Source organism: Rhodococcus sp. Leaf247 (assembly GCF_001426185.1).
Lineage (GTDB): Bacteria > Actinomycetota > Actinomycetes > Mycobacteriales > Mycobacteriaceae > Rhodococcoides.
Genome location: NZ_LMRP01000001.1, coordinates 991,081 through 1,015,315, shown reverse-complemented (window position 1 = coordinate 1,015,315; position 24,235 = coordinate 991,081). Strand labels below are relative to the sequence as shown.

At 66.9% G+C, this 24,235-nt stretch carries 24 protein-coding genes; 16 read left to right on the top strand and 8 right to left on the bottom strand.

Features of this window, described 5'->3' with window-relative positions:
• Positions 1-11: 11 nt before the first annotated feature.
• Positions 12-1,589: a bifunctional NAD(P)/FAD-dependent oxidoreductase/class I SAM-dependent methyltransferase gene (locus tag ASG64_RS04805; protein ID WP_056070487.1), complete on the bottom strand. Its 1,578-nt coding sequence runs from the start codon at positions 1,587-1,589 to the stop codon at positions 12-14.
• Between the two features lie 65 nt (positions 1,590-1,654).
• Here ASG64_RS04805 and ASG64_RS04800 point away from each other — a divergent pair, with 65 nt between their 5' ends.
• Positions 1,655-2,236, top strand: coding sequence for a helix-turn-helix domain-containing protein (locus tag ASG64_RS04800; RefSeq protein WP_042574502.1), 582 nt, complete (start codon positions 1,655-1,657; stop codon positions 2,234-2,236).
• On the opposite strand, the gene ASG64_RS04795 is transcribed toward ASG64_RS04800, so the two are convergent.
• A complete protein-coding gene (locus ASG64_RS04795; RefSeq protein WP_056070484.1) occupies positions 2,221-2,853 on the bottom strand; it encodes a TetR/AcrR family transcriptional regulator in 633 nt (210 codons plus the stop codon). The genes ASG64_RS04800 and ASG64_RS04795 overlap by 16 nt on opposite strands.
• A 64-nt stretch (positions 2,854-2,917) precedes the next feature.
• Between ASG64_RS04795 and ASG64_RS04790 the strand changes: the two genes are divergently transcribed.
• Complete coding sequence (locus ASG64_RS04790; RefSeq protein WP_056070481.1) at positions 2,918-4,576, top strand: FAD-binding dehydrogenase; 1,659 nt, start codon at positions 2,918-2,920, stop codon at positions 4,574-4,576.
• A gap of 8 nt (positions 4,577-4,584) precedes the next feature.
• Here the strand turns inward: ASG64_RS04790 and ASG64_RS04785 are convergent, their stop codons facing one another.
• Together ASG64_RS04785 and ASG64_RS04780 are read right to left on the bottom strand one after the other, a co-directional pair.
• On the bottom strand, positions 4,585-5,319 hold the full coding sequence (locus ASG64_RS04785) for an SIMPL domain-containing protein (protein WP_056072691.1): 735 nt from the start codon (positions 5,317-5,319) through the stop codon (positions 4,585-4,587).
• A gap of 45 nt (positions 5,320-5,364) precedes the next feature.
• Positions 5,365-6,009 (bottom strand): MBL fold metallo-hydrolase, encoded by a 645-nt coding sequence (locus ASG64_RS04780; RefSeq protein WP_056070479.1) that lies wholly within the window; start codon positions 6,007-6,009, stop codon positions 5,365-5,367.
• A gap of 89 nt (positions 6,010-6,098) precedes the next feature.
• Here ASG64_RS04780 and purS point away from each other — a divergent pair, with 89 nt between their 5' ends.
• Both purS and purQ read left to right on the top strand, forming a co-directional pair.
• A complete protein-coding gene (purS, locus tag ASG64_RS04775) occupies positions 6,099-6,332 on the top strand; it encodes a phosphoribosylformylglycinamidine synthase subunit PurS (protein WP_027504302.1) in 234 nt (77 codons plus the stop codon).
• The gene (purQ, locus tag ASG64_RS04770) at positions 6,329-7,006 is read left to right on the top strand and encodes a phosphoribosylformylglycinamidine synthase subunit PurQ (RefSeq protein WP_042574506.1); all 678 of its coding nucleotides are present in this window, start codon (positions 6,329-6,331) and stop codon (positions 7,004-7,006) included. Before purS ends, purQ begins: the two co-directional genes overlap by 4 nt.
• Here purQ and ASG64_RS04765 read toward each other — a convergent pair.
• The gene (locus ASG64_RS04765; protein WP_056070476.1) at positions 6,996-8,261 is read right to left on the bottom strand and encodes an alpha-amylase family protein; all 1,266 of its coding nucleotides are present in this window, start codon (positions 8,259-8,261) and stop codon (positions 6,996-6,998) included. The two genes, purQ and ASG64_RS04765, sit on opposite strands and share 11 nt — an antisense overlap.
• A gap of 677 nt (positions 8,262-8,938) precedes the next feature.
• On the opposite strand from ASG64_RS04765, the gene ASG64_RS04760 reads away from it, so the two are divergent.
• The 8 genes from ASG64_RS04760 (at position 8,939) to ASG64_RS21760 (ending at position 18,384) form a co-directional block, all read left to right on the top strand.
• Positions 8,939-10,213 carry a M18 family aminopeptidase gene (locus ASG64_RS04760; RefSeq protein WP_056072687.1) on the top strand — a complete coding sequence of 425 codons (1,275 nt, stop codon included), beginning with the start codon at positions 8,939-8,941 and terminating at the stop codon, positions 10,211-10,213.
• A gap of 296 nt (positions 10,214-10,509) precedes the next feature.
• Entirely contained in the window at positions 10,510-11,514 is a 1,005-nt protein-coding gene (locus tag ASG64_RS04755) for a methionine ABC transporter ATP-binding protein (protein ID WP_056070472.1), read from the top strand.
• Positions 11,511-12,254, top strand: coding sequence for a methionine ABC transporter permease (locus tag ASG64_RS04750; RefSeq protein WP_056070469.1), 744 nt, complete (start codon positions 11,511-11,513; stop codon positions 12,252-12,254). Before ASG64_RS04755 ends, ASG64_RS04750 begins: the two co-directional genes overlap by 4 nt.
• On the top strand, positions 12,251-13,150 hold the full coding sequence (locus tag ASG64_RS04745; protein WP_056070466.1) for a MetQ/NlpA family ABC transporter substrate-binding protein: 900 nt from the start codon (positions 12,251-12,253) through the stop codon (positions 13,148-13,150). Before ASG64_RS04750 ends, ASG64_RS04745 begins: the two co-directional genes overlap by 4 nt.
• 104 nt (positions 13,151-13,254) lie before the next feature.
• Positions 13,255-13,797, top strand: coding sequence for a dihydrofolate reductase family protein (locus ASG64_RS04740; RefSeq protein WP_200933419.1), 543 nt, complete (start codon positions 13,255-13,257; stop codon positions 13,795-13,797).
• 114 nt (positions 13,798-13,911) lie between these two features.
• Complete coding sequence (gene purL / locus ASG64_RS04735) at positions 13,912-16,221, top strand: phosphoribosylformylglycinamidine synthase subunit PurL (protein WP_197074706.1); 2,310 nt, start codon at positions 13,912-13,914, stop codon at positions 16,219-16,221.
• A gap of 22 nt (positions 16,222-16,243) precedes the next feature.
• Positions 16,244-18,037: an alpha/beta hydrolase gene (locus ASG64_RS04730; protein WP_056070463.1), complete on the top strand. Its 1,794-nt coding sequence runs from the start codon at positions 16,244-16,246 to the stop codon at positions 18,035-18,037.
• A complete protein-coding gene (locus ASG64_RS21760; RefSeq protein WP_056070459.1) occupies positions 18,034-18,384 on the top strand; it encodes a CPBP family intramembrane glutamic endopeptidase in 351 nt (116 codons plus the stop codon). The genes ASG64_RS04730 and ASG64_RS21760 overlap by 4 nt, the downstream gene beginning before the upstream one ends.
• On the opposite strand, the gene ASG64_RS04720 is transcribed toward ASG64_RS21760, so the two are convergent.
• The gene (locus ASG64_RS04720) at positions 18,353-18,766 is read right to left on the bottom strand and encodes a VOC family protein (protein WP_056070456.1); all 414 of its coding nucleotides are present in this window, start codon (positions 18,764-18,766) and stop codon (positions 18,353-18,355) included. The two genes, ASG64_RS21760 and ASG64_RS04720, sit on opposite strands and share 32 nt — an antisense overlap.
• A gap of 165 nt (positions 18,767-18,931) precedes the next feature.
• On the opposite strand from ASG64_RS04720, the gene ASG64_RS04715 reads away from it, so the two are divergent.
• Entirely contained in the window at positions 18,932-19,318 is a 387-nt protein-coding gene (locus tag ASG64_RS04715) for a sterol carrier family protein (RefSeq protein WP_056072686.1), read from the top strand.
• Between the two features lie 3 nt (positions 19,319-19,321).
• On the opposite strand, the gene ASG64_RS04710 is transcribed toward ASG64_RS04715, so the two are convergent.
• Together ASG64_RS04710 and ASG64_RS04705 are read right to left on the bottom strand one after the other, a co-directional pair.
• Positions 19,322-19,645: a hypothetical protein gene (locus ASG64_RS04710; RefSeq protein WP_056070453.1), complete on the bottom strand. Its 324-nt coding sequence runs from the start codon at positions 19,643-19,645 to the stop codon at positions 19,322-19,324.
• Positions 19,645-20,160: a DUF427 domain-containing protein gene (locus ASG64_RS04705; protein WP_027504293.1), complete on the bottom strand. Its 516-nt coding sequence runs from the start codon at positions 20,158-20,160 to the stop codon at positions 19,645-19,647. The genes ASG64_RS04710 and ASG64_RS04705 overlap by 1 nt, the downstream gene beginning before the upstream one ends.
• Before the next feature lie 164 nt (positions 20,161-20,324).
• Between ASG64_RS04705 and purF the strand changes: the two genes are divergently transcribed.
• The 3 genes from purF (at position 20,325) to ASG64_RS04690 (ending at position 24,234) form a co-directional block, all read left to right on the top strand.
• Positions 20,325-21,896 carry an amidophosphoribosyltransferase gene (purF, locus tag ASG64_RS04700; protein WP_056070449.1) on the top strand — a complete coding sequence of 524 codons (1,572 nt, stop codon included), beginning with the start codon at positions 20,325-20,327 and terminating at the stop codon, positions 21,894-21,896.
• 14 nt (positions 21,897-21,910) lie between these two features.
• The gene (locus ASG64_RS04695) at positions 21,911-22,495 is read left to right on the top strand and encodes an ASCH domain-containing protein (RefSeq protein ID WP_056070446.1); all 585 of its coding nucleotides are present in this window, start codon (positions 21,911-21,913) and stop codon (positions 22,493-22,495) included.
• Between the two features lie 113 nt (positions 22,496-22,608).
• Positions 22,609-24,234 (top strand): ABC transporter substrate-binding protein, encoded by a 1,626-nt coding sequence (locus ASG64_RS04690; protein WP_082518331.1) that lies wholly within the window; start codon positions 22,609-22,611, stop codon positions 24,232-24,234.
• The last annotated feature ends 1 nt before the right edge of the window (position 24,235 follow it).

The following is a 24,235-nucleotide window of genomic DNA, read 5'->3' as shown; positions in this document are numbered from 1 at the left end:
GGCTGCACACGTTAACCGGTCGTACGGACCGCCACGAGGATGTCGTCGTCGATGTGCGGGGTACCGGGGGCCTGCGGTGCCGACCGCGGACGCGTCTCGTCGACCACGATCGTCCATTCGGCGGGGTCCAGGGACTGAGCGACCGTGGAGGGACTGTGGAAGTCGGTGGGATCGAACCCTGCCCAGCGGTGTCCGGGCGACGGGGTGTGGCCGACCATGAGCAGCGTGCCGCCGGGCGCGACGGTGTCGACGAGGCGCGCGAGCCCGTCCGCCGGCCCGTCCCGCAGGATGCCGAAGTAGTGCAGCGTCAGCAGATCCGTGGAGTGCGGCGGCAGCGGATCGGTCAGCAGGTCCTGTGCCAGCCACGTCACACCGTCGTGCAGTCCGCGTGCCCGCTCGACGGCGACCTCGGAGATGTCGACTCCCGTGACGGTCCAGCCCCGCTCGGCCAGCCATACCGCGTCGGCGCCCTCACCCGATCCGACGTCGACGGCACGTCCGGGGGAGAGGTGCTCCGCGTACTGGACCAGCGTCGGGTTGGGATTGCCGCTCCACCGCTTGTCCGACTCGCGGTACAACTCGTCCCAGAACTGCCCGTCCAGCGCCGGACGGGGTCGCCCTGCCTGGACCGCCTGGTCGAACTCCTCGGCGATGAGGTTCGCGTTCACATGAGCGCCGGCGAGGGCTCCCTGCGCGGTGGAGGCGATGACCGTGGCCGACGGGTCGGTGACGTTGCCCGCCGCCCACACTCCCGCCACGGTGGTGGCTCCGAAGGAGTCGACCTCGACGACGTCGCCGAGGCCCGTCGCGTGCGGCACGGTGGTGAGGCCGAGCGATCCGAGAAGTTCACTGCGAGCGGTGAAGCGCAGCCCCACGGCGAGAGCGTCGACCGCGACCTCGGTCCCGTCTGCCAGGCCGACCGCACGGAGTCGATCCTCCCCGGCGAGCACCGCGGTGACCTTCTTCTCGACGATCTCGATGCCGCGCGCGGTGAACTTCTCGCGATCCTCGTCCGCCAATGGTCCGCCGTCGGTGAAAAAGGTCAGATTTTCAGTCCACTGCCGCCACATCGAGGCGTGATGGATGCTGAACGGCCCGGTGCTCAGGACACCGATGCGGCGATCCTGGATCTCCCACCCGTCGCAGTAGGGGCACTGCACGACGTCCCGGCCCCAGCGTTCCGCCAGACCGTCGACGGGCGGGAGCAGATCGGTGAGTCCGGTCGTCACCACGATGCGCCGCGCCGAGAAGGTGCGACCGTCGTGCGCGTTCCGACCGTCCTCCGGACTGCCCGCAGTGGTCGCGGTGAAGTGCCCGACGTGACCGCCGAGTGCGGTGACCGTGGCGTCGACGACGGTGACGTCGTACCGCTCGAGGTCGGCGCGGCCGTTCTTCAGGTAGTCGAGCGGTGAGGTGTGGTCCCGACCCAGCACGCCGTGCATGTGCGAGGCAGGTGCGTTGCGAGGAGTTCCGTTGTCCAGAACCAGGACTCGCCTACGGGCACGGCCGAGCATGAGTGCGGCGGACAGTCCGGCGGACCCGCCGCCGAGGACGATCACGTCGGCGTCGACGTGGTGGTGTGAAGTCATGCGGACACTGTGCGCCCGAGTCTGCGGATTTGACAAACATATTTGCTGAAACTGCAATAAGGGGCATGGACGACTTCGACGGAGTGATCAGTGCGATCGGTCCACGCCTGCGCGCTCTGCGCATCGCGGCGGACGTGACCCTCGCGGCGGTGTCCGACCGCACGGGCATCCCGGTGAGCACACTCTCCCGTCTCGAGTCGGGACAACGTAAGCCCAGCCTGGAGCTACTGCTGCCGTTGGCCAAGGTGTACGACGTTCCCTTGGACGACATCGTCGACGCCCCGGAGACGGGGGATCCGCGTGTGCAGTTCACGCCGGTCACGACGAACGGCGTGACCGTCGTTCCGCTGACGCGCCGGGCGGGCGGGTTACAGGCGTTCAAACAGATCGTCCCCGGAGGCCGCTACGAGGAGAACCCGACGTTGGGGTCCCACGAGGGGTACCACTGGATCTACGTGCTGAACGGGAAGCTTCGACTCATCCTGGGAGACAAGGACTTGGTGCTGGGTCCGGGCGAGGTGGCCGAATTCGACACGCACCTTCCGCACTGGTTCGGTAGCGCCGACCGTCGGCCCGTCGAGTACCTGGGAATATTCGGTCCGCAGGGCGAGCGGATGCACGTGAAGGCGACCTACTCGGGGCGCTGAGAGTCCTCGTGCTCCGGAATGTGCAGGAGGCGTCCGACGACCTCACCCATGAGTTCCGGAGGCACCGTTCCCGGCTGAGCGAGTTCCTCGACGGCGAGTCCGTTGCTGAGCGCCAGGATGACGAACGTGACCCACTCGGCGGGCACGTGCAGAGTCGCGCCGGCGCTCTCGGTGACACTGACGACGGCGTCGGTGACCGCCGCACGGAGTTGTGCCCGGTGCTCGGCGAACCGGGCGCCCACCTCCGGGTCGCGTAGCGCTCTCGACCAGTAGTCCATGAACAGCAGATGCCAGTCGCGGTTGTTCGAGATCGCTTCGGTGAGCCGGGTACTGAGCACACGCTGGGCATCGCGCAGGTCGGACGGGAGTTCGGCGAGCAGGTCGACCGACATCCGGGCCCGGCCGAGCACCTGCCGGTCCATCAGTTCGTAGAACAGCCCTTCCTTGGAACCGAAGTTCGAGTAGACCGCGCCCTTGGTGAACCCGGCCTGCTCGGCGATGGCATCGAGGGTGGCGTCGGCGTACCCGCGTCGACCGAACTCCGTCATCGCGGACGCGATGATCCGCTCGCGGACCTCGGCGCGAGGGGGGCGGGTGGTCGGTTCGGTGGTGCTCACTCGGGAAGAGTACCGCTCGATACCGACGGTATCGAAAACGCGGATCGCCGTATACGGTGAGCTCATGGGGATACGAGAGTGCGATGTCGTCGTGGTCGGTGCAGGGCTCGCGGGTCTGGTCGCGACCGCGGAACTGGTGGCGGCCGGCAAGCGCGTGATCCTGCTCGACCAGGAGAACGAGGCGAATCTGGGCGGGCAGGCATTCTGGTCGTTCGGTGGCCTCTTCCTGGTGGACAGTCCCGAGCAGCGTCGGCTCGGCGTCAAGGACTCGTACGAACTCGCCCTGCAGGACTGGCTGGGATCCGCAGGATTCGACCGGCCCGAGGACGCGTGGCCACGGCAGTGGGCCGAGGCCTACGTCGCGTTCGCCGCGGGGGAGAAGCGCTCCTGGTTGCGCGAGCGGGGCTGGAAGATCTTCCCGGTCGTCGGGTGGGCCGAACGCGGCGGCTACGGCCCCACCGGACACGGCAACTCCGTGCCGCGGTTCCACCTCACCTGGGGCACCGGGCCGGGACTGGTCGAGATCTTCGAGCGCATTGTGCGCGAGGGCATCGACCGCGGCAGCGTGGTCCCCGCCTTCCGGCACCGCGTCGACGAGGTGGTGGTGACCGACGGCGTCGCGACCGGTGTTCGCGGCGCTGTGTTGGAACCGACCGACGTCGCCCGTGGCGTGTCGTCCTCGCGAACCGTCATCGGAGACTTCGAGATCCGTGCCGGTGCGGTGTTGGTGACCTCCGGCGGCATCGGCGGCAACTGGGACCTGGTGCAGAAGAACTGGCCGAAGCGCATGGGCCGCACCCCCTCTCACATGCTCTCGGGCGTACCGGCGCACGTCGACGGGCGGATGCTGGAGATTTCGCGTGCCGCGGGCGGGAACATCATCAACGAGGACCGCATGTGGCACTACACCGAGGGCATCACCAACTGGGACTCCGTGTGGCCCAACCACGGCATTCGCATCCTGCCGGGTCCGTCGTCGCTGTGGCTCGACGCATCGGGTCAGCAGTTACCGGCGCCGCTGTTCCCCGGCTTCGACACGCTCGGAACTCTCGAACACATCGTGTCGACGGGACACGACTACACGTGGTTCCTTCTCGACCAGAAGATCATCGAGAAGGAATTCGGTCTCTCCGGCCAGGAACAGAATCCCGATCTCACGGGTCGTGATCTGCGCAAACTGCTCGAGCGAGTGCGCCCCGGCGCCCCCGGTCCGATCGAGGCCTTCAAGCAGAAGGGCGTCGACTTCGTCGTCGCCGACACGGTGGCCGAACTGGTCGCCGGCATGAACAAACTCGGCGACGTCACGCTCGACTCCGCCGAGGTCGAGAAATTGGTCGTCGCGCGAGACCGCGAGATGGACAACGACTTCAGCAAGGACCTGTCCGTGTCGGCGATCCACGCCGCGCGCAACTACCGCGGCGACCGCCTGGCGCGGATCGCCACGCCGCACAAGCTGCTCGATGCGTCCGGCCACGCCGCAGCAGGTCCGCTCATCGCGGTGAAGTTGCACCTGCTCACGCGTAAGTCGTTGGGCGGGTTGCAGACCGACCTGGACTCGCGAGTCCTGCGCCCCGACGGCACGCCGTTCCCCGGGCTGTACGCAGCGGGTGAGGTCGCCGGTTTCGGAGGCGGCGGTGTCCACGGGTACCGCTCGCTCGAAGGCACGTTCCTCGGAGGATGCATCTTCTCGGGACGAGCGGCCGGCCGGGCGCTGAGTCGGTAGAGAAGGTTCTACTCGAGACCCCACTGCACGGCCACGGAGACGCTGACGGTCTGCTGCCCCGGTTCGATGGGCACCGCGGACGAGGCGGAACTTCTGTCGAAGCTCGGCGCCGACTCCTGGCCGGTGATGTTCTCGGTGATCGATACGACCTTCCCGAGGTCGTTTCCGGCCAGCGACGCGTACTGCTCGGCGCGGTCGCGAGCATCGGCGAACGCCCGAGACCGGGCGTCGGCGATCAGGTCGGAGTCGTCGTCGATACGGAACGACACCCCGGACACCCGCGTGGCGTTGCCGCCTGCCGTCGTTGCATCGCCCAGAACCGACGACGCCTTCGACAGGTCGCGCACCGTCACCTGCAGAGTGTTGGTGGCTCGGTACCCAGAAATGGTCGAGGTGCCACCGGAGAACCCGTCGGAGTTCTGCGGGTCGATCGACACCTGCTGCGTCTGGATGTCCGCGCGGTCGACACCGGCGGCGGAGATCGCGTCGGTCACGGCGGTCACCGCGGTGTTCGCCTCGTCGATCGCCGTCGTGACGTCGTCGGCCGTCGTCTCGACTCCGATGCGAGCAGTCAGCGTGTCCGGAGTGCCCTGGACTTCGCCGACTCCGTTGACGTTGATTCCAGCCGGTGTGCCGGTCGCCGCCGTCCCCGCCGAGTCGGTCCCGCATGCTGCGGTCACGGAGACTGCCGCGAGGAGGACGGCCGATGCCAGAGCCTTCGAGGCCCGTGGGTTCCAGTTCATCGGGTCAGTGTCCACGACGGGACCGGCGTCGACCGTGGAACGTGGTCAGACCGACGTCCCCGTCTCCTCGGTGAGCGCGCGGAACTCCGTTCCCTCGCCCGCGAGGCCCGACAGCATGCCGTAGTAGATGCCTCGCGCATCCGGCGCGACGATGGCCTGGTGGATCGGAACGGCCAGTCGCGGCGAGACGGCGCGGAGGAAGTCGATGCCCTCGCCGATCTTCATCCACGGGGCCGCCGCGGGAAGTGCGAGTACGTCGACTTCCACGTCGGGAACGTACAGCGAGTCGCCGGGATGCATCAGCTGCCCCGGCTGATCCGGCGTGCCCAGGAGATAGGCGATGTTGTCGATCAGCGGGATGTCCGGGTGGATCGTGGCGTGCGTTCCACCCGCACCCGTCACCTGCACGCCGCCGATCGAGAAGACGTCGCCTGCGTTGACGGCGGTCCATCCTTCCCCGAGCTGGTCCGCGGTCTGCGGGTCCGCGTACAGCGCCGCGTCGGGGTTGGCCTCGAGGAGGGCGGGCAACCGATCGGTGTCGACGTGGTCCGCGTGCTGGTGCGTGATCAGGATGGCGTCGAGGCCGGTGATGCCCTCGAATCCGTGCGAGAAGGCGCCGGGGTCGAACAGCACCGTCGATCCCGCCATCGACACCTGAATGCACGAATGTCCGAAGTGAGTCAGCTCCATGGTTCCCCAGTATGCGCCGGATTCGTGGTGTGGTTCCGGACTGGGTAAAGTGCCTGCTGGATCTGCCCTCTTAGCTCAGGAGCTCTCACGTGGCCCGTGTGGTTGTCGACGTCATGCCCAAAGCAGAAATTCTCGACCCCCAGGGACAGGCCATCGTCGGTGCGCTGCCGCGACTCGGCTTCGCCGGTGTCTCCGACGTCCGTCAGGGCAAGCGGTTCGAGCTCGAGGTCGGCGACGATGTCGACGATGCGACGCTCGACCAGATCGCCGAGACATTCCTGGCCAACACCGTCATCGAGGAATGGAAAGTGACCCGGCTGTGAGCGCGAGAATCGGAGTCATCACCTTTCCCGGCACGCTCGACGACATCGATGCGTCGCGTGCTGTCACGCTTGCCGGCGCGGAAGCCGTCGCCCTGTGGCACGGCGATGCCGACCTGAAGGGTGTCGACGCGATCGTCGTTCCCGGTGGGTTCTCCTACGGCGACTACCTGCGCGCCGGCGCCATCGCACGATTCGCGCCCGTGATGGGCGAAGTCATCGATGCTGCCAAGGGTGGAATGCCGGTTCTGGGCATCTGCAACGGCTTCCAGGTGCTGTGCGAGGCGGGACTTCTTCCCGGTGCGCTCACGCGTAATGCCAACCTGCACTTCACCTGTCGGGACCAGTGGCTGAAGGTCGAGAGCACCTCGTCCGCATGGTCATCCCGCTACGAGGCCGGTGCCGAGATCCTCGTGCCGCTCAAGTCCGGCGAAGGTCGCTTCCAGGCGTCCGAGGCCGTGCTCGACGAGCTCGAGGGCGAAGGACGAGTGGTGTTCCGCTACAGCGGCGACAACCCGAACGGCTCGCAACGAGCCATCGCGGGCATCTCGTCCGCCGACGGCCGCATCGTCGGCCTGATGCCGCACCCCGAACACGCCACCGAGGCCCTGACGGGCCCCAGCGACGACGGGCTGGGAATCTTCTACTCCGCCCTCGACGCCATCGTCACTGCCTGACGGTCACCGCCCAGGAATGCGGCGGAAGGTCGCCGTGGACACCGTCCGCGGCGGCCACCACGTCACCCTTCGCTCGGCGGATCGGCGACTCACCGAGATTGAGGGTGAGCGCCAGAGTCGTCGACCCGTCCGTCGCGCTCAGCGTCATGGTGGTGTTGGTCAGCGTCGACACCTCCACCGGCGCGTGGTGAAGCCACGGGAACCGCCGCCGCATCGAGATCAGTGACTGGTGAACCCGGTAGTGCGGCCACCCGTACGGCGCGAGGTCGTCCGGGGTGGCGGGGAATTGCGGCCTGATGGCGTCGTCTCCGCCCACTCGTTCCTCCTTGACGCCCCGGAAGCCTTGTTCGTCGCCGTAGTACACCGACGGTGTGCCGGCGACGAAGAAGAGCAGTGCCGTCGCGATGTCGACGTCTCGGTCGTCGTCGAGCGTGGACGCGATGCGGGTGACGTCGTGGTTCCCGACGAACGTCGCGGGAACGAACGTCGGCAGAAGCTCGTCGTGCCGACCGAGGGCATGCGCCAGTTCGAAGAAGTTCGCGTCCTTGATGGCGCTCCAGGTCGCCTTCCACAGCTCGTACTGCGTGATCGAGTCGAGGCCGGACCGCCGTACGTAGTCGGCGTAATCGCCGTGGATCATCTCGCCGACGATCCAGGCGTCCGGATGTGCCTCGCGGACGCGGGGCAGTACTGCCGCCCAGAAGTCGGGTGAGACGGCGTACGCGGCATCGAGCCGCCACCCGTCGATACCCCGTGCGAGCCAGTGGTTCATGACGTCGACGACGTAGTCCTGCACCGCCGGATTGGCGTGGTTCAGCTCGACCAGGAGATCGTGGCCCTCGAACGCGCGGGGTCGACCGTCCGACCAGGTGAACCATCGACCGGATTCGGAGTCGGGTCCGTCCTTCTCGGCAGCGACGAACCGCTCGTGGCCGCGACCGACGTGGTTGAAGACGCCGTCGAACAGGATGCGGACGCCCTTGTCGTGCGCCGCGGTGACGAGGGCGTCCATGTCGGTCTCGCTACCGAGGCGTCGATCGATCGAGAAATGGTCGATCGTGTCGTACCCGTGGGTCTGCGACGCGAACACCGGACCCAGTGCCAGGCCGTTGCATCCGAGCTCGAGAACGTAGTCGAGCCAGTCCGTCACATGCTCGAGCCGGTGCTTCCTCTCGTCCACCGCGTCCGTCTCGGCTCCGACGAAACCCAACGGATAAATCTGCCACCAGATGACGTGTTCGACCCAGTTCTGCACTGCCGACCCCCTCTTTCGCTCGTGTCGACGACAGTATGTCGACCGGCGGTCTGCTTGTGGTTATCCACTATCGAAGTTGAGTTGCACGGTGACATCCACCATGCGTAACTGGCAGTGACGGACATCCGTTCGTCATCCTCGCGCCAAAGGAGTTGCCATGTCCTCCGACCTCACCGATCTGCTCGATCTCTTCCAGAATCTGTCCGGCATCGTCGATGCCCTCGGTTCCATCTTCGACGGTCTCAGCTTCCTCAGCTGATCGGGGTCCTTCGGGGCAGGTGAACGGCGTTCCGTGGTCCATTGTTCACGGCCGGTTCCGGTCCATTGATCTGCAGTGTGTGATAGCGGAGTTGCGGGAGGTTCAGGAGTCGACTCGTGAGTCGATTCCTGACACTGAATTGGGACCGTTCCCGGGTTGCGAACCCTTACATTGTATGGATTACTAAAGGTGCCGGGCATAAAGCCCGCCGACCTCACAAAGGGAGAATGAACCATGGACATCACCGCGATCACCGACTTCCTCTCCGCACTGTCGGACATCTTCGGCGGCGCCGGAACGTTCATCGACGGACTGAGCTTCTTCAGCTGAGTCCTGCTCGACTCGTGATGCCGGGCCCACCCTCGCGGTGGGCCCGGCATTGCTGTCTCCGCACCTTCTCTCTCTACGATCGGTGACCATGGCGTCTCTCACTTCCGCGACCGCGGCCGGACTCTGCTCCTTCGTCGACGCGTCACCGTCGCCGTTCCACGTCGTCGAGACGGTGGCTTCGGAACTGGCGGCACACGGGTTCACCACCGTTGCGGAGACGGACGCGTGGCCTTCCGAGCCCGGCAGGTACCTGGTCGTCCGCGGTGGTTCGATCATCGCCTGGTCCACCGAGCGTGCGCCCGACGCGGCGTTCCGCATCGTGGGCGGGCACACCGACAGCCCCAACCTCCGCGTGAAGCAGAACCCCGACCTCGACGTCGCCGGCTGGCAGATGGTCGCGCTCGAGCCGTACGGCGGCGCATGGCTCAACTCGTGGCTCGACAGGGATCTCGGGATCTCCGGGCGTCTCGGCGTCCGCGACGGCGGATCCGTCCGTGAGGTACTCGTGCGCGTCGACCGGCCCATCCTGCGCGTACCCCAACTGGCGATCCACCTGTCCGAGGATCGCAAAGGCGTGCACCTCGATCCCCAGAACAACGTGAACGCGATCTGGGGCGTCGGACGATCACCCCACTCCTTCATCGGGTTCCTCGCCGACGAGGTCGGTGTCGACCCCGGCGACGTACTCGGCTGGGAGCTGATGACCCACGACCTCAATCCCGCTGCAGTGGTGGGACTCTCGGACGATCTGGTCAGCTCGGCCCGACTGGACAACCAGGGCACCTGCTACGCCGGAACCGAAGCGCTGGTCGTCGCAGCCGCCCAGGCCGACGACTGCATCCCCGTACTCGCACTCTTCGACCACGAGGAGGTGGGCAGCATGTCGGACCGCGGTGCCTTCTCCGATCTGATGAACACGGTGCTCGAACGCATCGTGCTCGCCCGCGGCGGTGGCCGCGAAGAATTCCTGCGCGCGATGGCCGGGTCGATCCACGCGTCGGGCGACATGGCCCATGCCACGCACCCCAACTACGTCTCCCGGCACGAGCCCGCGCACCGCATCGAGGTCAACGGTGGCCCGGTTCTCAAGGTCAACCAGAACCTGCGCTACGCCACCGACGCCGCCGGTGCCGCGGCCTTCGCGTTGGCCTGCGAGCGCGCCGACGTCCCACTGCAGCGGTACGTCCACCGGGCCGACCTGCCGTGCGGTTCCACCATCGGCCCCATCACCGCCTCACGCACCGGCCTGTCCACCGTCGACGTGGGTGCGGCGCAGCTCGCCATGCACTCCGCTCGTGAGGTGATGGGTGCGCACGACGTCGATATGTACGCCGACGCCTTGGCTGCGTTCCTGGGGGCCTAGGCGCGGGGGTTGCTCGGCCGGTTTGCTCGGCCGGCCGGGCGCCGGTGTGCGCCGGGCGCTGCGCGCGGCGGTCTGCGCGGATTGCAGAGTGCGCGCATGGTCGGGCGCTGCGCGCGGCGGCGGTGGGTGCACCGGCAGCAGGGTGACACGGACCGGTCGCCCCGCGAGCAACAATCGCGGTGATTCGAACTCTGGTCGGCGGTGTGCGCTGATGGCACAGTGCGCGTGAGCATTTCGCTCATCCGCCGTGCCGCCACCGATCTCTGTCGGGGCGGCGTTCTGCCGAAAGCAGTCCCATGATCGAAGTAACCGACCTGACGAAGGTGTTCGGATCGGGTGATCACCGCACGGTGGTCCTCGACTCGTTGACCTTCACCGTCGACAGCGGTGAGATCCTCGCCGTCGTGGGCCCCAGTGGTGCCGGTAAGAGCACCCTCGCGCACTGTCTCAACCTTCTCGAGCGACCGACGTCCGGGTCGGTCGTCGTGGACGGCACGGACCTGACCAGTGCGGATACCCGTGGTCTGCGTATCGCTCGTCGACGTATCGGCACCGTGTTCCAGTCGTCGTCACTGCTCGAGCGTCGCACCGCAGCAGAGAACGTCGCACTACCGCTGCAGTACCTCGGCGTCACGAAGGCGGAGTCCGCAGCGCGAGTGAGCGAGTTGTTGAGCAGAGTCGGCCTCACCGACAGGGCCGGCCACTACCCGTATCAACTCTCGGGTGGTCAGCGGCAACGCGTCGGAATCGCTCGGGCCCTGGCGCTTCGGCCGTCGGTGCTGCTGTCCGACGAGGCCACGTCGGGGCTGGATCCGGATACGACGTCGTCGGTCGTCGCGCTGCTCCGGGAGCTTCGCGACGACCTGAACCTGGCCATCGTCTTCATCACCCACGAGATGGACACGGTGCTGACGGTGGCGGATTCGGTTGCCCGCCTCGACGCGGGAAGCATCGTCGAGCGCGGGAGGTTGGTCGAGCTGTTGACGGACCACTCGTCGTCACTCGGGGCCGAGCTGAGGCCCCGCCGCGCGGATGCAGAACCCGTTGCAGGACAGCGAGTGTGGAACGTCGTGTACGACTCGTTGGTCGTCCCGTCCGACTGGATAGGCCGTCTGGGTCTGGAACTCGGCGATCCGGTGTCGATTCTGGGTGCGTCGGTTCAGGTGGTCGGCGGAGTCACCGTCGGCAGCGTGACCCTGGGGGTTGCCGACGCGGTGAGCGCACGGGTTCGTGCGGCGCTCGCGCGGTTCGGGCTCAGTGGGCACATGGCGCAGGAGAACTTGTCGGTGGCTGTCGCATGAGCGGGGTACTGGCGGCCGGGAACAAGGTGCCGGTGAACGAGTTGCCCGCACTGTTGATACCCGCCTTTGTCGACACCGTCACGATGGTGGGCATCGTCATGGTGATCGTCGTCGCGGTGGGAACTCCGCTGGGTGCGGTCGTCTTCAACGTCGCGCCCGGTGGCCTGTTCGAGAACCGCGCCGTGCACATACCGCTCACCTGGGTCATCAGCATCGGTCGTTCGCTGCCGTTTCTCGTGCTGATGGCGGCGATCGTGCCGTTCACGCGGTGGATCACCGGCACCAACATCGGTATCGCCGCCGCCGTCGTGCCGATGTCGTTGGCGGGCATCGCCTTCTTCACGCGCATCGTCGAGAACTCGCTGAGGTCGGTACCGCCGGACGTGGTGCGCGTGGCCCGAGCCTCGGGTGGCTCGACGTTCCAGGTGGTCACCACCGCGCAACTGTCCGAGGCCGTTCCGTCGATCCTCGGTGGACTGACCATCAACACCATCGCGATGATCGAGTACTCCGCCATCGCCGGAACCATCGGAGCCGGTGGAATCGGTTACGTCGCAGTGACGTACGGCTATCAGCGGTTCGATCACACGGTCATGATCGCCACCATTCTCATCCTCGTGGCCACCGTGGCCACCGTGGCCACGGTCCAACTCGTCGGTGACGCGCTGGTGCGCCTCACCACACCCAGTCGCAGAATCGGCATCCGGCCGACGCGACCCACCCGAAAGGCACTCGCATGACCACGACCGAGAACGACTCCCGCACCGACGATCACGGCTTCGAACTGCAGAAGCGTCGAAAGGCACCGTGGATCATCGGTGGTGTCGTCGTAGTCGCGGCCGCTGCAGTGGCGACGCGCCTGGTCTTCTTCGGTGACACACAGTCGCCCAACGAGATCGCCGGCGCCACGCTGGTGGTCGCCACCGCCGAGGGGAACGCATCCGAGCAGGCGCTGGTGAACTTCGTCGCGGAGAACGTCGCTCCGAAGTACGGCATCGACGTCGAGTTCCGCGGGCTGGCCGACTCCAACACCATCAACCGCGCCGTCAGCGAAGGCGAGGTCGCCGGCACCGTCTACCAGCACCAGCTGTGGCTGTCCCAGGTGCTCGAGGCGAATCCCGACTTCGAGGAGGTCGCTGCGACGCCCGTGTTCCGCTGGGGCTTCGGGCTCTGGTCGGACAAGTACACCGACTACTCGCAGCTACCCGACGGCGCCACCGTGTCGCTGTACTCGGACCCCGCCAACGAGGCGCAGGGCCTGTGGGTCCTGGAACGCGCAGGCTTGATCACTCTGGATCCGGCGGTCGACAAGGCGTCGGCAACCCAGAAGGACATCGTCGCCAATCCGAAGAACCTCCAGTTCGCGCTGCTTGACTTCGGCGCACAGACGCGGGCGCTGCCCGACATCGACGCGGCCGTCGGGTACACCGAGTACTACCTGGCCGCCGGTATCCCGCAGGAGAAGCAGATCTTCGCTCCCGCCGCCCCGGACGAGTTCGCCGGCCAGCTCACCATCGGGACGCAGTGGCAGGACAGCGAGAACATCACCAAGCTTGTCGACGCGTTCAAGGATCCGGCGGTGCAGGAGTTCCTGGCCACCGATCCTCGGGTCAAGGGGATCCTGCTTCCGCTGTAGTCGGTGACTGCCCGTGATGAGTTCCGGCGCCGTCTACGGTCACTCCTGCAGGACGACCGGCGATCGGCGCCGGTTCATCACGAGGGGTCGGCACGATGCGCACAGTGACAGCAGGTCTGTTCCATTCGGTGGACGGAGTGGTCGAGGCACCGGACCAGTGGCAGTTCGACAGCTTCGACGACGAGCTCGGTCAGTCCATGGGCGGTTTCATGGGCAGGACAACGACGGCGATCATGGGGCGGGTCGCGTACGAGTCGTGGTCGGATCACTTCGGCAACGCCGGAGCCGACGACCCGTTCGCCGGGTTCATCAACCCCGTGGAGAAGTTCGTCGCGTCGCGCACCCTGACGGGCGATCTGTCGTGGCAGAACTCCACGTTGATCGAGGGTGACCCGGTCGAGTTCGTGCGGGAGCTCAAGAAGTCGGACGGTGGTGAGATCGCCGTCGTGGGCGGCATCTCTCTGGTCCGGCAGTTGTTCGCGGCCGGCGTCCTGGACACGCTGACCCTGATGACGCACCCCGTCGTCGTCGGCAAGGGTCAGCGACTGTTCGAGCCCGGCGACCCCCTGACCCGGCTGGTGCTGAAGAACGCCACCATCACCAGCAAGGGCAACGCCGTGCTCGACTACGGCATCCGCCCCGAGTAGGCAGGCCGAGGCCGGTCGGAGGGATAGCGGGCAGGCCGGAGGCCGGTCGGAGGCCGGTCGACGGTGGACATAGAATGACCTCGACATTCTGCCGAGGGAAGGACCCCATCCACCGTGTCTGTCGAGTCCACTCCTCAGGTCGAGGCGGTCTCCGTGCCTCCGGTCGACACCGTCACCACCGCCACCGAGACGCCCGACACCGCCCAGCCGTACGCGGAGTTGGGCTTGAAGGACGACGAGTACGCACGGATCAAGGAGATTCTCGGGCGTCGTCCGACGGATGCCGAGCTGGCGATGTACTCCGTGATGTGGAGCGAGCACTGCTCGTACAAGTCGTCGAAGGTGCACCTGAAGTACTTCGGTGAGACCACGACGGACGAGATGCGTTCCGGGATGCTCGCGGGTATCGGTGAGAACGCCGGCGTGGTGGACGTGGGCGACGGCTGGGCGGTCACCTTCAAGGTGGAGAGCCACAACCACCCGTCGTACATCGAGCCCTACCAGGGCGCTGCGACCGGCGTCGGCGGCATCGTCCGCGACATCATGGCGATGGGCGCCCGACCGATCGCGGTGATGGATCAGTTGCGCTTCGGTGCTGCGGATGCCCCCGACACTCGTCGCGTGCTCGAGGGCATCGTCCGCGGTGTCGGTGGGTACGGGAATTCGCTGGGTCTGCCGAACATCGGCGGCGAGACGGTCTTCGACGCGTCGTACGCGGGCAACCCTCTGCTGAACGCGCTGTGTGCCGGTGTCATGCGCACCGAGGACCTGCATCTGGCGTTCGCGTCGGGTGCGGGCAACAAGATCATCCTGTTCGGCGCCCGAACGGGCCTCGACGGTATCGGCGGAGTGTCGGTGCTGGCGTCGGAGACGTTCGACGAGACACAGGGCAGGCGCAAGCTTCCGGCCGTTCAGGTGGGCGACCCGTTCACCGAGAAGGTGCTCATCGAGTGCTGCCTCGAGCTGTACCAGCAGAAGCTCGTCGTCGGCATCCAGGATCTCGGCGGTGCCGGATTGTCCTGCGCCACATCGGAGCTCGCATCCGCGGGCGATGGCGGCATGCACATCGCGCTGGATCGGGTTCCGTTGCGGGCCACCGGGATGACACCCGCCGAGGTGCTCTCGAGCGAGTCGCAGGAACGTATGTGCGCCGTCGTGTCTCCCGAGAACGTCGACGCTTTCATGGCTGTCTGCGCGAAGTGGGACGTGTTGGCGACGGACATCGGTGAGGTCACCGACGGCGACAACCTCCAGATCACCTGGCACGGTGACACTGTCGTGGACGTTCCGCCGAAGACGGTGGCGCACGACGGCCCCGTCTACGAGCGCCCGGTGCAGCGGCCCGCGTCGCAGGATGCTCTGGTCGCGAACACGACCGAGGGGTTGCCGCGCCCGACGACGGGTGTGGAGTTGCGCGAGACGCTCCTGACGATGATCTCGTCGCCGCAGCTGTGCAGCCGTCGCCTGATCACCGAGCAGTACGACCGCTACGTCCGCGGCAACACGGTTCTGGCGGAGCACGCCGACGCCGGCGTCATCCGTATCGACGAGAAGACCGGTCGCGGAATCGCTCTCGCGACCGATGCGTCGGGTCGCTACACGGCGCTGGATCCGTACCGCGGCGCGCAACTCGCTCTCGCGGAAGCGTTCCGCAACGTCGCGACGACGGGCGCCACACCCAAGGCCGTGACGAACTGCCTGAACTTCGGCTCGCCGGAGGACCCGGGTGTCATGTGGCAGTTCCAGCAGGCCGTGCGTGGTCTGGCGGACGGCTGTGTGCAACTGGGCATTCCGGTCACCGGCGGCAACGTCAGCTTCTACAACCAGACCGGATCGACGCCGATCCTGCCCACGCCCGTGGTCGGTGTGCTCGGTGTGCTCGACGACGTCCATCGCCGCATCCCGACGGGGATCGGCCTGGAACCGGGCGAGACTCTGATCCTGCTGGGGGAGACCCACGACGAGCTGGACGGATCCATCTGGTCGCAGGTCGTGCACGACCATCTCGGCGGTGTTCCGCCGAAGGTCGACCTGGCCCGCGAGCAGTTGCTGGCGGACATCCTCACCGCGTCGAGCCGCGACGGTCTGGTCACCGCAGCGCACGACCTGTCCGAGGGCGGACTCGCGCAGACGGTCGTCGAGGTCGCGCTGGCCGGTGAAACCGGCTGCCGCATCTTGCCGCCGGAGGGAACAGATCCTTTCGTCACCTTGTTCTCGGAGTCGTCCGGGCGGGTACTCGTTGCAGTCCCTCGGACCGAGGAGACCAGGTTCACGGGGATGTGCAGTGCGAGGGGGATGCCATGGGTGCGTATCGGGGTGGCCGACGAAGGGTCGGACGAGGTGGAGTTCCAGGGGCTGTTCACCGTCCCCCTCACCGAACTCCGCGAGGCGTACGAGGGGACGCTTCCAGCGCTGTTCGGCTGACCGAAGTTTCCGGCACCGTCCGATGACCGACACCGACACCCGGCCGTCGGACGAGCTGGAGCGACCGCACAGCTTCGAGGAATTACCGGCCTACGTCCTCGCGTCCGCGACGCGCACGGTGCGCAAGCACCCTGCCTGGGTCTGGGCGTGGGGGCTTCTGCGCCTGGACGTCACCGGTATCGCGTTCGGCGCGTTGTTCTTCTGTTGGTCGCTGACACCGTCGCTGCTTCCGCGTGGGTGGCTGTTCCAGGGAATCGTCAGCGGCATCACGGCGGCCATCGGCTACGGAGTCGGTGTCGCCGTCGGCTGGATCATGCTGCGCACGGTGCTGCGGCAACAACCGTGGTGGCCGTTGCCGCTCCGCGTCGAGCGTGCGCTTCTGGTCGCTGTCCCGGTGATCGCCACCGTCTCCGGCGCCGTCATGCTGTACGCCTCGGCGGATTGGCAACGTCAGCTTGCCGCGCTGATGGGCGCCGAAGGTCTGACGTCCACGGGGTTCATCCGCACCGGCATCATCAGTTTCGCGGTGTGTGCGGTGCTGATCGGTCTGTGGCGCGTCATCCGTGACATCCGTCGTTTCGTCGTGCGATCGCTCCTACGACTCATCCGCCTCCCGCAGTGGGTTGCCAACCTCGTCGGCTTCGTTCTCGTGCTGACGGTGCTGATCACGCTGGTGCAGGGTGTGTTGCTGCGCGGGACGATGAGCGTCGCCAACTCGGTGTTCAGTACCGCCAACGGTGATACCCGTGAGGGTGCGGAACAGCCGACCGTGCCGGAGCGGTCGGGTGGCTCCGGGTCGCTGGTCGGCTGGGACACCTTGGGATTCGAGGGTCGTAACTTCGTCTCGGGCGGGCTGTCCGCCGACGAGATGACACGAGCGACCGGCCGCACGGGCAAGGAGGCTATTCGGGCTTACGTCGGCCTGGAAAGCGCCGAGACCGACGACGAGCGCATGGATCTGCTCCTGCGCGAGCTCGATCGAATGGATGCGTTCTCGCGCAAGGCCATCGTCGTCATCCCCACCACGGGAACCGGCTGGGTCAATCCGACAGCAGCGCGCGCGGTGGAGCTGATGTACGACGGCGACGTCACGTTGGTGGCGTCCCAGTACTCGTACCTTCCCAGTTGGATCTCGTTCCTCGCCGACCGTGAGAAAGCCGCGGCGGCAGGGAAACTGCTCATCGACAGCGTGCACGAGCGCTGGGAGCAGGAGCCCGAGGCGACCAGGCCCAAGTTCTACGTCTACGGCGAGAGTCTCGGAACGCAGGCGGGTGAGGGAGCTTTCGCCGACATCGCGGACATTCGCGATACCGTCGACGGCGTTCTCTGGGTGGGGCCGCCCAACTCGAACCGCATCTGGGACACGTACGTGAGCCGCCGCGACCCCGGCAGCACCGAAGTCGAACCCGTCTACGCCGGTGGGCTTCTCATGAGGTTCGCCGACAGCACACGCGATGTCGACGCCCTCGATGGCGACTGGCCGTATCCGCGAGTGCTCTACATCCAGCACCCGTCCGACCCCATCGTGTGGTGGACACCGGACCTGTTGTTCCAGCGGCCCGACTGGCTCGCCGAGCCGCCCGGGTACGACCGACTGCCGAGCATGCGGTGGTTCCCCTTCGTCACCTTCTGGCAGGTCAGCGCCGACCTCACCAATGCGGCCGGTGTGCCCGACGGACACGGCCACAACTACGGCACCACGGTGCTCGACGGCTTCGCCGCGGTGGCGGCACCCGAGGGCTGGACCCAGGCGGACACCGAGCGCATCCGCGTCGTCATGAACGAGTACGCGGACGCCGACGGTCCCGAGAAGTGACCGGACTGGCCCGGTGGGTGCTGTTCGACATCCCCATCGGCACAGTGCTTCCCGAGGAGTTCCTGTTCCGCGGCGTCGTCGACACCGTGGCCACTGCCGTAGTGGGTCCGCGTGCCGCACTCGTGGTCGGCTCCACGGCATTCGGGGTCTGGCACTGGTACGACTCGGGCAGGTCGGTGCCCGTCGTCCTGTTCACCGGGGCGGCCGGCGCACTGTTCGTCGAGTCTAAGCGGCGAACCGGAACCATTCTCACGCCCATGGCATTGCACTGGGCCGCCAACTCGGTCGGTGCGATCGCATCGACGTGGTGGAGCTCTACTCGAGGTGACAGACCGCCTCGAGGTTGATCCCGTCGGGGTCGTACACGAAGCCGCCGAAGTAGTTCTCGTGGTACTCGGGGCAGACGCGCGGAGACAGCTTGTCCCGTGCGCCCGCCGCAAGGGCCGCGGCGTGGAACTCCCGGACGGCGTCACGGGTCGGTGCCGAGAACGCCACGTGCAGTTCAGGATCGACGGTGGTTCCCTGGACGAGCCAGAAGAACGGCTTGCGGCCACTGCCGAATCCGACCATGCGGACGTAGTCGTCGTCCGGTCCGCCGGTGAAGTCGAGCAGCTTCTCGATCCCGAGTACGCCGAGAGCCGGCACGTAGATTGCGAGTGAGCGATCGACGTCCGTGACCGTCACGTTGAGGTGGTCGATGGTCGATCCTTGATAAGGGTTCGGTGTCATGGAAACAGTGAAGCGTCCATCGCGGACAGCCGCGGTCCTCGTTGATCAGGCCGTGCCTCAGCATCCACAACTCTCACGAATCGACGGGATCCCGTCGATAAGAGCGACCTGTGGACGGTGAGGCACGGCTCGGGACCCACCGCGCTCGGTGGGACACTGAACGGCGTGGCACCCTCGAAACCCGTCGACCCGGCCGAACTCCGCGCGTCCCTCCAGGCAGTATCGGCATGGCTCGACGATCCCGACCTTCCGAAGCCGCCGCGCGCCGATCTCGCCGCCGCGGTGCGGCTCAGTGCGCGCACCATCGAGCAGACGGCGCCCGGCTCGAGTGTCGAGGTGCGCGTACCGCCGTTCGTCGCGGTGCAGTGCATCGTCGGACCGCGTCACACCCGAGGTACGCCCCCCAACGTCGTCGAATGCGACCCTCGGACATGGCTGTTGATGGTGACGGGGCGCGTGGCGTTCGAGGACGCCGTGCGCGGAGCGGGCGTCACGGCATCGGGTGGCCGCGCCGGCGAGGTGGCGCACTGGCTCCCACTCGTCCGGATCTGACCCTCACCGCCAGGGCTGTACCGGCGGCTTCACCCACAGGATCTTCTCGTCCGAGTGTGCTCGACGGGCCGCGTCGTGATCGGGGTGATCGCGCGCCCATTCGGCCTTCTCGCGCAACAGCGTCGACACCACCGTCCATGTCTCGTCGGAGCTGGGCGGATTGATGTCCGCGGCACGGGCCACCTTGCGTCGGACGTCCGCGGCCATCGCCGCGAGGTCGTCTGCGGAGATGTCGCGGTCCCACAGGTATCGAGCGAGAGCGACGGCCTTGTCGCGGCGGGACTTCTCGGCCGCGTCGGAGTGGCTGTAGAAGTTCTTCTCGGCCACTACCAGCCCCAGCTCCCGGCGATGCCCTTGAAGGGTCCGACGACGTCGCGGGTGATCCAGCCGGCGTAGAAGCCGCCCTCCTGCGCACGTGCGACCTCGCCGTCGAGCTCGCACGTCAGGGAGACGGGGGAGAAGGAGAGCGCGCCGGAGATGGGGACGAACGACGGAGTGGGGTTCTCGTAGCTCCATCCGCCCGCCTCCAGAACGGCGCCGTCCTCGCCGAGGATGTCCCAGTACGTCGCCGAGCCCTTCCATTCGCACATGGTGGATCGGGCGCCGGATCGGCGGAGTCGGCTCTCGTCGATGTCGGCGCGAGGGATGTACCAGGTGGGCGGGTGGCTGGTCTCGAGCACCCGGTACGCGGACGTGCTGTCGGCGACGACCACGTCCCCGAATCGCACGACGAGTCGCTTGTCCGACGCTTCGAGCGCGGGCGGTCGGGGGTAGTCCCACACCGATTCCTGGCCCTCGCCGGGCTGTTCGGGGGTCACGCCGTACGGGAGTCTGCTGGCCATGCATCCATCATGGCACCGATGAACGAGTCGGGGATCACACCGAGCGGCGGTATCGATTGCCGCCGGGGGCTGGTTCGAGGTCGTGATGGCCGTAGACTCACGCAGTGTGTGTGCAGCGCATCTTCTGCACCCCAACCCCTCGCCGTAGTCAAGGAGAGCGCGTCGTGACTCGTGAACCATCGGTCCACAGCCCGAATCTGCTCGATGACACATCCGGTCCGGATCTGGACATCAACGAGAACGACCCGCGCGAGGAATGCGGCGTTTTCGGTGTGTGGGCTCCGGGCGAGGACGTCGCCAAGATGACCTATTACGGTCTCTACGCTCTGCAGCATCGCGGTCAGGAGGCTGCCGGCATAGCCGTCGCCGACGGATCGCAGGTGCTGGTGTTCAAGGATCTCGGCCTGGTCAGCCAGGTATTCGACGAGCAGACGTTGGGCGCGATGAGTGGCCACATCGCCATCGGGCACTGCCGGTACTCCACCACCGGATCGACGACGTGGGAGAACGCGCAGCCCATCTTCCGCACCACCGCGGCCGGCAGCGGCATCGCTCTGGGCCACAACGGCAACCTCGTGAACACCGCTGAATTGTCGGAGCGCGCCCGCGATGCGGGAATCATGGGCCGCCCCCGTGGGACCGGTGCCACGTCGGACTCCGACATCGTCGGCGCTCTTCTCGCGCACGGCGCAGCGGACAGCACCATCGAGCAGGCCGCGATGGAACTGCTGCCCACACTGAAGGGCGCGTTCTGCCTGACCTTCATGGACGAGCACACCCTGTACGCGGCGCGTGATCCTCACGGCGTGCGCCCGTTGTCGCTCGGTCGCCTCGACCGCGGCTGGGTCGTCGCCTCCGAGACCGCCGCCCTGGACATCGTCGGCGCCTCGTTCGTCCGCGACATCGAGCCCGGCGAACTGCTCGCCATCGACGCGGACGGCGTGCGGTCGTCGCGATTCGCGGCTCCCGAGCCCAAGGGCTGCATCTTCGAGTACGTCTACCTCGCTCGTCCCGACAGTGTCATCGGTGGCCGCTCGGTCCACTCGACACGCGTCGAGATCGGCCGCCGCCTCGCGGAGGAACACCCCGCGGTGGGCGACCTGGTCATCCCCGTTCCGGAATCCGGTACTCCCGCCGCCGTGGGGTACGCGCAGGGTTCGGGCATCCCGTACGGCCAGGGTCTGATGAAGAACGCCTACGTCGGGCGCACGTTCATCCAGCCGTCGCAGACCATCCGTCAGCTGGGCATCCGCCTCAAGCTCAACCCTCTCCGCGAGGTCATCCGCGGCAAGCGACTCATCGTGGTGGACGACTCCATCGTTCGCGGCAACACCCAGCGTGCGCTCGTGCGGATGCTGCGGGAGGCCGGCGCACTCGAGATCCACGTGCGGATTGCGTCGCCGCCCGTCCGCTGGCCCTGCTTCTACGGCATCGACTTCGCCTCGCCGGCGGAGCTGATCGCAAACGGCATGGACTCCGAGGACGGCATGCTCGAGGGTGTGCGGCAGGCCATCGGCGCCGATTCGTTGGGCTACATCTCGATCGAGGGCATGATCGCCGCGTCGGAGCAGCCCGCCAGCCGGTTGTGCTCGGCGTGTTTCGACGGCAAGTACCCGATCGAGCTCCCCAAGGAGACCGCCATGGGTAAGAACGTGCTCGAGGGGATGCTCGCGACGACTGCCGGTATCGCGATGCCCGTCACGGACGACAACGTGAGCGCGCTCTCCCGGCCCTGACGTCCCGCAGACCGATGTTGATCCGTCTCGCCGTCGCGCAGGCAATCGCCGCCGGAACGGTGCGCGTCCAGTACCGCCGGTGGTCGAAGCGGCGCGTCAAGCCGGGCACGTGGATTCACACTTCTGCCGGAGTGATCGTGGTCGACGCGATCACCGAGGTCGATCCGGACTCGTTGACCGACGACGACGCCGTTGCCGCCGGCGAAACGTCGATCGTCGCTCTTCGCAAGGGTTTTCGCGGGTCCGAGGGTGATCCGGTATGGCGCGTCGAGGTCTCATTCGGTGGTGAGGATCCCCGTATCGCTCTTCGTGCCGACGACGATCTGTCGGACGACGAGTTCGCCGTACTGATCGGCAAGATCGACCGCATGGACGACCGTGCCGATGTGCCGTGGGCCTGGCGCACGCTCGAGTTGATCCGGGACCGCCCCGCCGTGCTGGCTGCCGATCTCGGCGCCGTGCTGGGCCTCGAGCGCGACGTGTTCAAGCCGCGCGTGCGACGGCTCAAAGCACTCGGTCTCACCGAGAGTCTCGCCGTGGGGTACCGGCTGTCTCCGCGAGGCGAGAAGCTGTTGGACGTCAGGCCGTCGGACAGGTAAGTACCGGTCATGTTAAAAATATCGTGTGGTTCGACACATGAACGACACGCGAACTCGGTAACGTGCCGTTCACCGAATCATCCCGGTCCACACTCACGAAGGACATCCACACCATGAGCGTGCCCTCACGAGGACGCACGGCGCGGCGTACCGCGGCCGTATCCATCCTGTCCGTCGCTGCTCTCACTGCTGCGGCCTGCGGTTCCGGCCGCACCGATGACGGCGGCAGCGGCGGCGAGGGCGGCGGTGAGGCCCTGATCGTCGGCACCACCGATCAGGTCTACTCGCTCGATCCCGCCGCGTCGTACGACAACGGCTCGTTCACGATCATGAACCAGGTCTACCCGTTCCTGATGAACTACGCGCCGGGCAGCGACGAGCTGCAGCCGGACGCCGCGCAGAGCTGCGAGTTCAGCCAGCCGACCGTCTACACGTGCACGCTGAAGGACGACCTGAAGTTCTCCAACGGACACGCGCTGACCAGCGAGGACGTGAAGTTCTCGTTCGACCGCATCGTGTCGATCAACGATCCCAACGGTCCCTCCTCGTTGCTGGCGAACCTGGACTCGGTGGCCGCGCCCGACGACAAGACCGTCGAGTTCACGCTGAAGGCCCCGAACGACCAGACCTTCCCGCAGGTGCTCGCGACCAACACCGGCCCGATCATCGACTCCGAGGTCTTCCCGGCCGACTCGATCATGGACGACAACGCCGTCGTCGCGGCCAAGCCTTTCGCCGGCCCCTACTCGATCGACAGCTACGAGAAGAACTCGCTCGTCAGCTTCTCGGCCGCAGCGGACTACAAGGGTGTGCTCGGTGCGCCCAAGACCAGCTCGGTCACTCTGCGCACCTACACCAGTGCGGACAACCTCAAGCTCGACATGCAGAACAAGTCCATCGACGTCGCGTGGCGTTCGCTGACCCCGACGGACATCGAGTCCCTCGACCAGGTCGACGGTCTCACCGTCCACGAGGGCCCCGGCGGAGAGCTCCGCTACATCGTCTTCAACCAGAACACGATGCCCGGCGGCACCCCCGAGCAGAAGCTCGCGATCCGCAAGGCCATGGCCGCGTCGGTCGACCGAGATGCGTTGTCGGAGAACGTCTACAAGGGCACCTTCACGCCGGCGTGGTCGGTGGTCCCCAGTGGACTCGAGGGCGCGAACACCGCGTTCAAGGACGTCTACGGTGAGGCGCCGAACAAGGACGAGGCCGCGAAGTTCCTGGCCGACGCCGGCGTTCAGACCCCCGTCGCGGTGAACCTGCAGTACAACCCCGACCACTACGGCTCGTCCTCGTCGGAGGAGTACGCCGCGGTCAAGGGCCAGCTCGAGAGCTCGGGACTGTTCACGGTCAACCTGCAGTCCACCGAGTGGAACACCTACAACAAGGAACGCGTCGCCGACACCTACCCGGTGTACCAGCTCGGCTGGTTCCCGGACTTCCCGGACGCCGACAACTACCTGACGCCGTTCTTCGCGCCGGACAACTTCCTGCAGAACCACTTCGAGAACCCGGAGATCACCGCGCTGATCGACTCCGAGCGCACCGAGACCGACCCGGCCCGGCGCTTCGAGATCATCGGTGAGATCCAGACCCGCATGGCGCAGGACTTCGTCTCGACGCTGCCGCTTCTCGAGGGCAAGCAGATCGCCATCTCCACGGACCAGGTGCAGGGTGTCGACGAGACGCTCGACGCCTCCTTCAAGTTCCGCTTCACCCCGCTCACGAAGGGCTGAT